Source organism: Nesterenkonia aethiopica, assembly GCF_039534665.1.
Lineage (GTDB): Bacteria > Actinomycetota > Actinomycetes > Actinomycetales > Micrococcaceae > Nesterenkonia > Nesterenkonia aethiopica.
In genome coordinates, this window is record NZ_BAAAVT010000011.1 from 49994 (window position 1) to 63211 (window position 13218).

The 13218-nt window shown below is 69.9% G+C and carries 7 protein-coding genes and 1 riboswitch; of the genes, 4 read left to right on the forward strand and 3 right to left on the reverse strand.

Annotated features, from left to right (window positions below; genetic code table 11):
- Window positions 1-26 precede the first annotated feature (26 nt).
- Together gcvP and ABD658_RS09660 are read right to left on the reverse strand one after the other, a co-directional pair.
- On the reverse strand, window positions 27-3014 hold the full coding sequence (gene gcvP, locus ABD658_RS09655; RefSeq protein ID WP_344744385.1) for an aminomethyl-transferring glycine dehydrogenase: 2988 nt from the start codon (window positions 3012-3014) through the stop codon (window positions 27-29).
- A gap of 198 nt (window positions 3015-3212) precedes the next feature.
- Window positions 3213-3325: riboswitch (glycine riboswitch) on the reverse strand.
- Window positions 3326-3440: 115 nt separating this feature from the next.
- Window positions 3441-4460: a DUF368 domain-containing protein gene (locus ABD658_RS09660; protein ID WP_085437580.1), complete on the reverse strand. Its 1020-nt coding sequence runs from the start codon at window positions 4458-4460 to the stop codon at window positions 3441-3443.
- A 280-nt stretch (window positions 4461-4740) separates the two neighbouring features.
- Here ABD658_RS09660 and ABD658_RS09665 point away from each other — a divergent pair, with 280 nt between their 5' ends.
- From ABD658_RS09665 to ABD658_RS09680, 4 genes are all read left to right on the forward strand, one after another.
- A complete protein-coding gene (locus ABD658_RS09665; protein ID WP_344680751.1) occupies window positions 4741-6228 on the forward strand; it encodes a sodium/glutamate symporter in 1488 nt (495 codons plus the stop codon).
- Between the two features lie 290 nt (window positions 6229-6518).
- Entirely contained in the window at window positions 6519-7373 is an 855-nt protein-coding gene (locus ABD658_RS09670; protein WP_344680753.1) for an alpha/beta hydrolase family protein, read from the forward strand.
- Window positions 7374-7674: 301 nt separating this feature from the next.
- Complete coding sequence (locus tag ABD658_RS09675) at window positions 7675-9927, forward strand: carbohydrate binding domain-containing protein (protein ID WP_344680755.1); 2253 nt, start codon at window positions 7675-7677, stop codon at window positions 9925-9927.
- A gap of 154 nt (window positions 9928-10081) precedes the next feature.
- A complete protein-coding gene (locus ABD658_RS09680; protein WP_344680757.1) occupies window positions 10082-11710 on the forward strand; it encodes an amidohydrolase in 1629 nt (542 codons plus the stop codon).
- Between the two features lie 109 nt (window positions 11711-11819).
- Here the strand turns inward: ABD658_RS09680 and ABD658_RS09685 are convergent, their stop codons facing one another.
- Window positions 11820-13217 (reverse strand): permease family protein, encoded by a 1398-nt coding sequence (locus ABD658_RS09685; protein WP_344680759.1) that lies wholly within the window; start codon window positions 13215-13217, stop codon window positions 11820-11822.
- Window position 13218: the final 1 nt, after the last annotated feature.

The following is a 13218-nucleotide window of genomic DNA, read 5'->3' on the forward strand; positions in this document are numbered from 1 at the left end:
TGCGGGTGCGTCGGCGTCAGCGGCCGTCAGCTGATCTCGAACGCCTCGGGCGGCGGGCAGCTGCACACCAGGTTGCGGTCCCCGTGGGCGCCGTCGATGCGGCTCACCGGCGGGAAGTACTTGTCCTGCAGCACCCCGGGCACCGGGAAGGCGCCCTGCCGCCGGGAGTAGGCCCGGTCCCAGTCGTCGGAGGCCACGACGGCGGCCGGGTGCGGAGCGTGCCGCAGCGGCGCGTCCGCAGCCTCCACCTCGCCGTCGATGACCTGCTGGATCTCGGCCCGGATGGCGATCATCGCCTCGATGAACCGGTCGATCTCCGCCAGGTCCTCGGACTCGGTGGGCTCCACCATCAAGGTCCCGTTGACCGGGAAGGCCAGCGTCGGGGCGTGGAAGCCGTAGTCGATGAGCCGCTTGCACACGTCCTCGGCGGTGATCCCGGAGCGTTTGGTCAGCTCCCGCAGGTCCAGAATGCACTCGTGGGCCACCAGGTCCCCCTCCCCGGTGTAGAGGGTCGGGAAGTGATCCGCCAGGCGCCGGGAGATGTAGTTTGCGCTCAGCAGGGCGTGCGCGGTGGCGCTGGTCAGCCCCTCGGCACCCATCATCGCCAGATACGCCCAGGAGATGGGCAGCACGCCGGCCGAGCCGTAGGGGGTGGAGGTCACCGGGGCGCCGCCGCGGCTGGCCGCGTCGGTGCCGGCCCCGTTGCCGCCGGCGCCGCCCACCGAGGTGCTGGGCAGGAACGGCTTGAGGTGCTCGGCCACGGCCACCGGCCCGACGCCGGGCCCACCGCCGCCGTGCGGGATGCAGAAGGTCTTGTGCAGGTTCAGGTGGCTGACGTCGCCGCCGAACTCCCCCGGCTCGGCGAGGCCGACCAGCGCGTTGAGGTTGGCGCCGTCCACGTAGACCTGGCCGCCGGCCTCGTGCACGGTGCGGCAGACCTCGCGGACATCGGCCTCATAGACCCCGTGGGTGGAGGGGTAGGTGAGCATGATCGCGGCGATCCGGTCCGGATGCTGGGCGATCTTCGCCTGCAGGTCGGACATCTCGATGGTGCCGTCCTCCGCGGTGGCGACGACGGCCACCTGCAGTCCGGCCAGCACGGCCGAGGAGGCGTTGGTCCCGTGTGCGGAGGCGGGGATCAGGCAGATGTCCCGGTCGGCGTCGCCCTGGGCCAGGTGGTACTGCCGGATGGCCAGCAGCCCGGCGTACTCCCCCTGGGAGCCCGCGTTGGGCTGGATGGAGACGGCGGCATAGCCGGTCACCGCGGTCAGCTTCGCCTCCAGGTCCTCGATGAGCACCCGCCACCCAGCGGTCTGCTCGGCCGGGGCGTAGGGGTGGATGCCGGCGAACTCGGGCCAGGAGATGGCCTCCATCTCCGTGGCGGCGTTGAGCTTCATGGTGCAGGAGCCCAGCGGGATCATGGTGCGGTCCAGGGCCAGGTCCCGGTCGGCGAGCTTCCGCAGGTACCGCATCATCTGCGTCTCCGAGCGGACCTCGTGGAAGATCGGGTGGGTCATGAACTCGCTGGTGCGGCGCAGCGCCTCGGGGAATGCCGTGCCGTGGCCGGCCGCGGCGGAGTCGGAAGAGTCACCAGAGTCGGCAGGCGTGCCTTCCGAGGTCTCGGTCGGGGCGCCGAAGGCCCGCAGCACCGCGTCCACATGCGCGGCAGTGGTGGTCTCGTCCACGCTGATGCCCACGGTGGTCTCGTCCACCCGGCGCAGGTTGATGCCGGCCTCCTCCGCGGCGAAGAGCACGTGCTCGGCCTCGGCGTCGAGGTCCAGGCGGACCTGCACGGTGTCGAAGAAGGACTCACTGACCAGCCGGCGTCGGCCGGCCTGCAGCCCGGCGGCCAGGGTCCGGGCGTGGCCGTGGACGCGCTCGGCGATGCGGCGGAGCCCCTCGGGGCCGTGGTAGACACCGTACATGGAGGCCGCCACGGCCAGCAGCGCCTGGGCGGTGCAGATGTTGGAGGTCGCCTTCTCGCGGCGGATGTGCTGCTCCCGGGTCTGCAGGGCCAGCCGGTAGGCCGGGCGGCCCTCGGCGTCGTGGGAGACGCCGACCAGGCGGCCGGGCAGCTGACGCTGCAGGCCGGAACGGACGGCCATGTAGGCGGCGTGCGGCCCGCCGAAGAACAGCGGCACCCCGAAGCGCTGCGAGCTGCCGACGGCGATGTCGGCGCCCAGCTCACCAGGCGGAGTGATCAGGGTCAGGGCCAGCAGGTCGGCGGCGACGGTGACCATGGCCCCGCGCTCCTTGGCCTCGCTGATCAGCGCGGTGTGGTCGACGACGGCGCCGGAGTCGCCCGGCTGCTGGACCACCACGCCGCACAGCTCACCGGAGGGCAGGCCCTCGGCGGCCAGGTTGATGATCTGCACGTCGATGCCCAGCGCCTCGGCGCGGCCGGTGACGACCTCACGGGTCTGCGGGAACGTGTCGGCGTCGAGGACGATGGTCCCGGAGGCCTTCTTCTTGTTGGCCCGGCGCATGAGCAGGATCGCCTCGGCGACGGCGGAGGCCTCGTCCAGCAGAGAGGCGTTGGCGATGTCCAGGCCGGTCAGGTCCGCCACCATGGTCTGGAAGTTCAGCAGCGCCTCCAGGCGGCCCTGGGAGATCTCCGGCTGATACGGCGTGTACGCGGTGTACCAGGCCGGATTCTCCAGGACGTTGCGCAGGATCACCTGCGGAGTGTGGGTGCCGTAGAAGCCCTGACCGATCATCTGGGTCTTCACCGTGTTGCGCCGGGCGTAGCCGCGCAGCGCCTCCAGAGCCTCGGCCTCGGAGAGGGCGGCGGGCAGCTGCAGCGGACGGGCCTGCCGGATCGAGTCCGGGACGGCGGCGTCCACCAGGTCGGCCAGGGACCGGTGGCCCAGGGTGTGAAGCATGGTCTCGGCGGCCTCGGAGGTGGGTCCGATGTGGCGGGAGGCAAAGCCCTCCGGCACGGAGAAGGCGGGGCTGACGCCGCCGTCGGGGACGCCCGAGGGGGTGCTGGCGTCGGGGCTGAGAGTGCTGGTCATCGGGGAGGTTTCCTTCCGGAGCGCAGAGGGGTGGACATGCTCGTGTCCCTCCCCGAACTCTGTAGGGAACCTGAGAGTTTGACCCGGCTGCTGAGGCGAGGAGTCGCCGTCGGACGCGGGCTTGCACCGTGGGTGAGGAGCCGCCGTCGCGGGCCGGATCCTGCGGCCGGGCGTCGGGGTCCTGCTTTCCAGAGTCGCCACCCCTGCACGGTACGGGTGCCTGAGAGATTCCTGGGGAGGATGTTGCTCCTTCGGCGCCGGGGCTCACCCGCCATGACGGCGTGCACTCCGGGCTCTCCCACACAGGGGACGTGGCGTATTCAGTTGACCTGTGGCCCATCTTACCTGCACTGCCGGAGGGGGATCACACCCCGGCGGCGGAGCCGCACTGACGGATCAGACGGCGCCGGATCAGGGGGCAGCGGATCAGACGGAACGGGCCTCGCGCTCCTGCTTGGCCACGAGTCGGGCGTCGAGGATCACCAGCACCGTGACGACGGCGAATCCGGCCGCCGCCAGCCCGAGGATCGGCAGCAGATCCCCGGTCGGGGCCAGCAGGCTGCGCGCCTCGTCCTGCCAGGGCCACAGCGTGCGCAAGGCTCCCAGCATCACCCCGGCCAGCACCACCATGGTGATCCGGTGGTGGTGCTCCAGCAGCCACTGCAGCAGCTTGACCAGCAGGATCACCCCCAGCACCATCCCGACGGCGAACAGCCCCAGGTAGCCGACGTCGCGCTCGTCCACCGCGCGCAGCGTGGGCTCGTAGAGGCCGAAGGTCAGCAGCAGGAAGGAGCCGGAGAGGCCGGGCAGCAGCAGGGCGGAGACGGCGACGGCGGCCGCCGGGATGATGGTCACCGGGGTCGCCTCCACATCCGTGGGCGGCAGGGAGACCAGCCAGAACGTCACCGCGGCCGCGGCCAGTCCGGCCAGCACGTGCCGCAGCCTGAGCACCCGCAGACCCCAGGTGCGGGCGTCCCTGCCCGTCTGCTCCGGGCCGACGTGCATGGCCATGCGCAGCGGCACCGCGATGGAGGCCAGCACCATGCCGAAGAACGCCGCCCGCGTGGCTTCCGGATGGGATTCCACGGCGTCGGCCATGGGACCGGCGATGGTGAACACGGCCAGCGCCATGCCGATCAGCACGGGGATGACCAGCTTCCACCGCACCGCGGCGAGGTGCTCGCGCATCCCCGCCGCCCGCTCCGGGCCGGTCACCAGCCGCCGCCCGGCCGAGACCACATGCGAGGCCGAGTCGATGAGCTGGGTGTAGATGCCCACCACCAGGGCCACGGTCCCGCCGGAGACGCCCGGGACGGTCTCCACCGTGCCGATGAGGGCACCACGGACCAGGTCTCCGACCACGCTGGTGCGGCGCTGCTCGGGCGCGCCCGCGGCGTCGTCAGGGGTCTGCTGGGAGAGGTCTCCGGCAGAGGATGATGCTGGCATAGCGCACTCGCCTTTCACGCCTTACACTGAGGTCTCCGGGCCTGTCAGACAGGTCACGAGACACGGATCACACCACCATGAGGCGCTCCGGCCGGACTCTGTCCGACCAGGGCACCCTGGGAAGCGCCGCGACGGCGGGCTGTCTGTCACGCCCGGAGCGGACGGCGGCCTCAGTCTACGTCGTCGTCCTGGCGTCTCCCTGCCACCATGACCACCTGCGCACCACCGGAGAACCGCGGTGCTCAAGCCACCCGTGACACGGGAGGAAGGGGAGACGACGATGAGTCCCCAGGCCATCGGATTCGCGATCGTCCTGCTGGCGGCGATCATGCTGCTCGGCAAGTACCTTCGCGTGAAGGTCCCGTTCATCCAGAAGCTGCTGCTTCCCAGCTGCATCATCGCCGGATTCCTCGGCCTGATCCTCGGCCCGGAGGTGATCGGGCGCCTCGCCGAGCCGCTGAACCTCGGCTGGCTGGCCGAGGGCGGCGTATTCACCGCCGACATCTACGAGGTCTGGGGCACCCTGCCCGGGCTGCTGATCTCCGTGGTCTTCGCGACCCTGTTCCTCGGCTCCCGCATCCCCTCGCCGAAGCGCGTGGCCAAGCTGGCCGGTCCCCAGCTGTCCATCGGCGTGGCCTACGGCTCCGGCCAATACGTGGTGGGGCTGCTGCTGGCCCTGCTGGTGCTCGCCCCCCTGTTCGGCGTCAGCCCCATGATGGGTGCGCTGATCGAGATCGCCTTCGAGGGCGGCCACGGCACCGCCGGCGGCATGCGCCCCGCCTTCGAAGACATGGGCATCCCCGAGGCCGCCGACCTCGCCCTGGCCATGGCCACCGTCGGGCTCGTCTCGGCCATCGTCATCGGTGTCGCCGTGGTGAACTGGGGCGTGCGCACCGGCCGCACCCGGGTGCTCAAGCAGGTCTCCGAGCAGTCCACCGCCGAGCTGCGCGGACTCTACTCGGACGACGAGACCGTCTACGCCGGCCGGATGACGGCCCGCCCGGGCTCGATCGAGCCGCTCACCCTGCACGTGGCCGTCGTCGGCCTGGCGATCATCCTGGGCTGGATCCTGCTGGAGGGCATCGTCTGGGTGGAGGATCTGCTGTGGGGCCAGCCGGACTCCCTGTGGACGCCCGCCGGCGAGGACGGCACCACGCTGCTGGGCTATGTGCCGCTGTTCCCGCTGGCGATGATCGGCGGGGTCATCATCCAGGTGGTGCTGGACCGCACCGGCAACACGAACCTGCTGGACCACGAGATGATGAAGCGCATCCAGGGGCTCGCCCTGGACATCCTCATCGTCGCCGCTCTGTCCACGATCTCGCTGACCGTGATCGCCGACTTCTGGCAGACGTTCCTGATCCTCTCGGTTGCCGGCGTCGCGTTCTGCACGTTCATGCTGCTGTACTTCACCCCGCGGATCGTCCCGGAGTTCTGGCTGGAGCGCGGCATCGCCGACTTCGGCCAGTCCATGGGCGTCACGGCCACGGGCCTCGCGCTGCTCCGCGTGGCCGACCCTGACGACCAGTCCCCCGCCCTGGAGGCCTTCGGCTACAAGCAGCTGGCCTTCGAGCCCTTCTTCGGCGGTGGACTGATCACGGCGATCTCGATTCCGATCATGTACGCCACCGGTAGCGTCTACATCGTGCTGATCCCGATGGCGGTGCTGTTCGTCGCGGCGATCACCGCCGGCATGATCTACCACCGCGGTGTGCGCGCAGGACGGTGGACGGACCCCGCCTCAGAGATGGCGGCAGGTCAGCGGTGAGCTGACCACCACAGCGGCGGAAACCCCTCCAGGGCCCGGGTGAGGCGACAGGCGCCTCCCCGGGCCCTCGCTGTGCCCGGACGCTGTGCCCACTCCCTGCCGCCGCTGCGCCGCTGTCCCGCCGCTGGGCACCCGCCTTGCCATCCGAACACTGTGTGAATTTATGAACTATCGTGACACAAACCCTTGACACCAGCTCCACGACACTGGAGGGTACTGTGCTGACGCGCTTCATCGAGGAGCACCCGCCAGCCGCCTCCCCCGCCGGAGGCCTGACACCAGAGGAATCCATGACACACCTCCGTCGCGTCGGCACACTGCTGCTGACCCTCATCGCACTGCTCGGCCTGATGGCACCGGCCGCCCAGGCCGAGGCGGACACCAGCCGCGGCCCCGATCCCACCGAGTCCTCCATCGAGCAGACTCGGGGCAGCTACAGCGTCGGAGAGCGCAGCATCTCGCGCTTCGCCGCAGACGGCTTCAACGGCGGCACCATGCACTACCCCACCGGCACCGACGAGACCTTCGGCGTCGTCGCGATCTCCCCGGGATACACGGCCAGCGAGTCCTCCATCTCCTGGCTGGGACCGCGCCTGGCCTCTTTCGGCTTCGTCGTGGTCACCTTCGACACCAACTCGCGCTACGACCAGCCGCGCCAGCGCGCCACACAGCTCCTCAGCGCACTCGACCACGCCATCGACGACAGCGTGGTCGGCCCACTCATCGACGAGGGCCGTCAGGCCGTGATGGGTCACTCGATGGGCGGCGGCGGGGCGCTGCAGGCCGCCGAGGACCGCGACGAGATCCAGGCCGTGGTGCCGCTGACCCCGTGGAACGCCAAGAAGAACTGGAGCTCCGTGGATGCTCCCACCCTGATCATCGGGGCGGAGAACGACCGCACCGCCCCGGTGCGCAGCCACTCCATCCCGTTCTACGAGTCCCTGACCAACGCCGGACAGCGGGCCTACCTGGAGCTGCGCGGGGCCAGCCACTTCGCCCCCAACCGGTCGAACACCACGATCGCGAAGTACAGCATCGCCTGGCTGAAGCTTCACCTGGATGACGACGAGCGCTACGAGCAGTTCGTCAACCCCGGCCCGGACACCGGACTGCGCACCGGCATCTCGGACTGGCGCATCAGTTGAGTTCCTCCCCCGCCAGTGACACCCGGCCCGAGCTCCAGACCCGCGAGCTCCAGACCCGCAAGCCCCAGACCCGACGCGACCCCTTTCGCTCCGGCCACGCAGGCCGCAGGCGGGAGGGGTCGCTCGCGTACGCCCACACAATGCATCTGCAAGCGCTTCCATAAAACCTTGCGATCTGGGTCACATTCGGGCTATCTTCAACAACGAGACGTCGCTTCGACGCGGTCGTCGACCATTCGGCGACGACGCTTCTCCTCCGATTCCCGGCGGACGAGTTGCCAACACCTTGGAGATAGCAGAGATGACTTCGACACAGAGTACGGCGGAACCTGTGCCGCACTCGCCTTGGAAGCGCTTGCGGAAGCAGGCGCTGAGATCCGCAGGGGCACTCGGTCTGGCGGGGGCGCTGCTCGCCCCGGCCACCATGCCCGCCGCCACCGCCTTCGAAGGTGGTCCTCCGGCTTCGGAGAACGCCGCCGAGCACGCAGGCCAGCGCGGAGCGGAGAACGCCTCGCCGAACTCCGCTCATCACACTGACCGTCTTCCCGAGGTCCGCACTGCGGCGCAGGGCGCAGCCGAGGGGGAGAAGGAGACCACCGCAGTCCTGTTCCAGTGGACCTGGAATGCGATCGCCCGCGAATGTCGCGACACCCTGGGCCCCGCCGGCTACGGCTATGTCCAGACCTCCCCCACCCAGGAGCACATCCACGGGGAGCCGTGGTGGACCCACTATCAGCCTGTCAGCTATGACATCGAGTCCCGCCTGGGCACCCGCGACGAGTTCGCCGCCATGGTGGATACCTGCAACGAGGCCGGCGTGAAAGTCATCGCCGACGTCGTGATCAACCACATGACCGGCCAGCAGGAAGGTGTGGGCTGGAATGGCAACGAGTTCGAGCACACGGACTACCCAGGCACCTACTCCCCCGCCGACTTCCACAACCACGGCTGCGAAGTGCAGGACTACACCAACCGCTGGGAGGTCCAGGAGTGCGACCTGCTCGGCCTGGCCGACCTGAAGACCAGCGCCGACTACGTCCAGTCCAGGATCGCTGAACACCTCGAGGACCTGATCAGCCTCGGCGTCGAGGGCTTCCGCATCGATGCGGTCAAGCACATCTCCGCCGACGACCTCACGGGCATCCTGGACCGCGTGGACCTCAGTGACATCTACATCGTCTCCGAGGTCATCCGCGGTGGTGGCGAGCCCATCCAGCCCGAGGAGTACCAGCACCTGGGCGACGTCCACGAGTTCACCTGGGGCCGAAAGCTCAAGGAGGCCTTCGACGGCGGCGACATCCACTGGCTGCTCTCCGGCGAGGGCATCGGCGAGACCTGGGACGGCTTCATCGCTGATGAATACGCCGGCACCTTCGTGGACAACCACGACACCGAGCGCAACGGGGAGACCCTGAGCTACAAGGACGGCGACGCCTACCGCCTGGCCCAGGCGTTCACCCTCGCCTGGCCCTACGGCAAGCCCGCAGTGCATTCGGGCTACTCCTTCAGCGACTACGACGCCGGCCCCGTCCAGCACGGAGACGGACGGGTCCGTGACGCGGTCTGCGGTGAGGACAACTGGACCTGCGTCCACGCCCAGACCGAGGTGGCCAACATGGTCGGGTTCCGCAACGCCGTCGGGGACGCCCCGGTGACCGACACGTGGACCAACGATTCCCATGCCCTGGCCTTCGGCCGGGATGACAGGGGCTTCCTGGTGGCCAACCGTGGGCCGAACAGCGTGCAGCACACCTGGCAGACTTCTCTGCCGGCCGGGGACTACTGCAACGTCTACACCGGCGGCGCCACCTCCGAGGGCTGCGCCGGCGAGACCGTGACCGTGGCGACTGACGGTACCTTCAGCGCCCACGTGGGCCCCGACTCGGCTGTGGCGCTGCACGTGGGCGCCACTCCGGCCAGCGGTGACGGAGACGGCGACGGCGACGACGGCGGATCCACGCCGCCTGAGGAGCGCGAGCTGTCCCTGTTCTACGCCACCGACTGGGACAACCCCCACGTCCACTATCAGGTGGGCGACGGGGCGTGGACCGACGCGCCCGGTGACGCGCTGACCGAGGTCTGCGAGGGCTGGGCCCACACAGAGATCGATCTCGGCACCGCCCGCACCATCACCGCCGCATTCAACGACGGCGGCGACACCTGGGACAACAACAACGGTGCGGACTACACCATCGGTTCCGGTGTCATCCAGGTCTCTGACGGACAGCTCGCCGAGGGCGACCCCTGCGAGGGCCAGCCCGCCCCGGGCGAGGACCCCGACCTGACGGTGTTCTACGAGACCGGCTGGGAGAACCCGCGCATCCACTACCAGGTGGGAGACGGCGGCTGGACGGACGTGCCGGGTGTGGCGATGGCTGAGGCCTGTGACGGCTGGTTCCGGGCAGACATCCAGCTCGACGACGCGGACGGCATCACCGCCGCCTTCAACGACGGCGCCGGATCCTGGGACAACAACGACCACCAGGACTACAGCATCGGTGCTGGTGAGCAGCAGGTGTCAGGGGGCCAGGTCACCGCAGGGAACCCCTGCTGAGAGACTGCCCGGTCTGAGCTGAGGCACAGACCGGAGCACCAGAACTCACGCGTGCTGAGACTTTCAGCCGCGTGAGCCGGGAGCGGGCGGCGTCGGGAGCACATCCCGACGCCGCCCTGCCGTGTCTGCAGCCGCGCCTCGCTAGAGTGATCGCGTGACGCTTTTCGTGAACGCCCGAGTGATCCCCTCGGCCCGCATCGGTGAGGCCCGCGGCGACGCCGTGCTGGTCCGAGGCGAACGCGTGGCCGCCGTCGGACAGGCCACCCGGCTGCATCCCGATCTCGCTGCCGGCGAGGAGGTCATCGACCTGCAGGGCGCGGTGGTGCTGCCCGGATTCGTGGACGCCCACGTCCACACCGGACTCTACGCCCGCGGCCTCTTCTCCGCCGCCCTGCGGGACTGCACCTCCCTGGAGGCCGCCCTGCAGCGGGTCGCGGCCCACCTGCGGGACCGGGTGGAGGCCGCCAAGGCCGAGGGCACCTGGCCGCAGCAGCCCCAGTGGATCTTCGGACAGGCCTGGGACCACAACGTCTGGGACGTCCCCCAGGTGCCGGACCGCCGAGCGCTCGACGCCGTCACCGGCTCCTTCCCCACCGCTCTGCACTCCACAGATGCTCATACCTGGTGGGTCAACTCCGCCGCCCTGGAGGCCCTGGGGCTGGACGCCTCCACGCCGGACCCGGTGGGCGGAAGCTTCGACCGCGACACCGACGGGCAGCTCACCGGCATCCTGCGGGAGTCTGCCGGGCGGGCGGTGGACCAGATCCTGGCCTCCGGCGCCGCCGGCGATCTGACCGCCCAGCTGGAGCACGCCCAACGGCAGCTCTGGGCCCAGGGGCTGGTCGGGGTGCACGACTTCGACGGTGAGGACGTCCGTGCCGGATTCGCGGCCTTGCACGCGACGGGGCGGTTGAGGATGCGCATCACCAAGGCGGTCCTCGCCCCGGACCTGGATCTGGCCCTGGCCGAGGGGCGGTACACCGGCTCCGGCGACGCCTGGCTGCGCACCGGGCCGGTGAAGATCTTCTCCGACGGCGCCCTGGGCTCCCACACGTGCCTGATGCATGAGCCCCTGGTCGGGTCCACGCACGGGCACGGGGTGGCGGTGACCGAGGAGACCGGGCTGCGCGACCTGCTGGCCCGTTCCGCGAGCGCCGGGCTGGCCGTGGCCACCCACGCGATCGGGGACCGCGCCAATGAGTTGGTCCTCGACGCGTACCAGTGGCTGGCGGAGCAGGTGAGCTCCGGCGTCGTCCCGGCCTCCCCGCTGGTGCACCGGATCGAGCACGCCCAGCACCTCGCGGTCGAGGACGTGCGGCGCTTCGCGGCACTGGGCGTGGTGCCGTCGATGCAGCCTCTGCATGCCACCGCGGACTTCGAGCTGGCCGAGCGCCTCATGGGCGACCGGCCGATGGCCTCCTACGCCTGGCGATCGCTGATCGACGCCGGGGCCACGCTCGCCTTCGGCTCGGACGCGCCGGTGGAGCCGCCGTCGCCGCTGGGCGGGATCCACGCGGCGGTCACCCGCCAGAGGCCGGACGGCAGGCCCGACGGCGGCTGGCAGCCCCAGGAGCGCCTCAGCGTGGGCGAGGCGATCACCGGCTTCACCACCGGAGCCGCCCATGCGGCCGGGATGGGGCACCTGACCGGGGAGATCCGCCCCGGGATGTTCGCCGACTTCACCGTGCTGCGCGAGGATCCTTTCGCCGTCGCGCCCTCCGACCTGCCGCACATCCCGGTGGCCGGGGTGATCACCGGGGGCCGCGTGCGCCACTGGGTATGAGCCCTCTCCCCCATTCATGACGTTGCCTCCGCGGTTTGGGCCCTTTTGAGCCCGATTCCGGCGTCATAAGGGCCCAAACCGCGGAGGCAACGGGGAGGGACGGCGCGGATCAGGCCTGCTCCTCGGCGAACGTGCCGTCGTTCTCCCCGCGGAAGAAGTCACGGCCGTAGATGACCAGGCAGAGCAGGATCCCGACGCCGAGCCCCCAGGCCGCACCGAGCAGTGCCAGCGCTCCGGCGGTCACTCCGGCGATCCCCAGATCCCGCTGACTGCGGGCCTCCATGATGCCGATCCGCACGCTCACGTAGGCCTGGACCAGCAGGGTCAGGGCCATCGCGACGCCGAGCACCGGCTCCACAAGGGTGACGATGGGAAGCAGCAGCAGGCCCGTGTTGGTGCCCCAGCGGAAGGACCCGGCTCCTCCGTAGAGGGACTTCATAGCCTTCCGGCCCTCTTTGTACCGTTCGGTGATCACCACCAGCATGGCCGACCAGGAGGGACCGCACATCGCGACGTCGGGGCCGATCACTCCCATCAGGGCGTTGCGTCCGCCGAAGATCAGGTGGGAGCGGTCGGGGTTGTACTCCACGTTCTCGTCCGGCCGGGCTCTGTTCGCCTGCTTCAGCACGGCGTTGGCCTGCAGCGTGTCTCCGAAGACCACGATGTAGGTGGCCAGCACGGTGGGGATGGCGGTCACGAACATCATCAGCGGCGGCAGGCCCAGCCCGAAGATCGTGTACTCGCGCCACAGCGTGAGGAAGTCGGGCTGCACGATACCCCACTCGATCTGCGACCACTCCGCCTCGCGGGTCAGCGGGGCGATGAGGACGGCCACCAGGATCGCCGGCAGCACACCGAGCTTGCCGATCTGCATGGCCAGGAGGTTCCTCTCCCGCCAGCGGGGTAAGTGACGGGAGAACAGCAGGAAGAACACCAGCCCGATCGCGATGGTGATGGTGATCGGGAACTGCTCGAACTGGCCGCCCTCCTCGAAGACGGTCTGCACCGCAGCGATGCCCGCACCCATGAGCACACCGGCCTTGATGGCCGGCGGGATGGCGCGCACCACCCGCTTGGCCAGCCCGGTGACGCCGAGCAGGATCGAGAACAGTCCCAGCAGGATCTGGAAGGAGATCAGCGCATGGACGCGCTCGGGGCCTTCCGGGAACGTCATGCAGTAGGCCATGACCAACGGGATCGCCGGGGTGATCCACCCCGGGACCACGGGATCGCCCAGCAGATGGTGCGTCAGGTAGAGGAACCCGTTGAGCAGGATCACGGCGAGCGCCACCTCGAAGGGCATGCCCAGCAGGGTGATCATCATCGGGATGGCAGCGAGGTCCACCGCGCACATCAGCAGACCCTGGGTGTAGTCGGGCCATTCGAGGCGGTAGTGGACGAAGGGAAGCCGGATCTCGAAGGGGCCGACCTTCCAGTGGGGTGAGGAGGGGGCGCCGTCGCCCTGCTCTCCGGGGCTGTCCCCGTGGTCTTCGATGGTCTGGGCCATG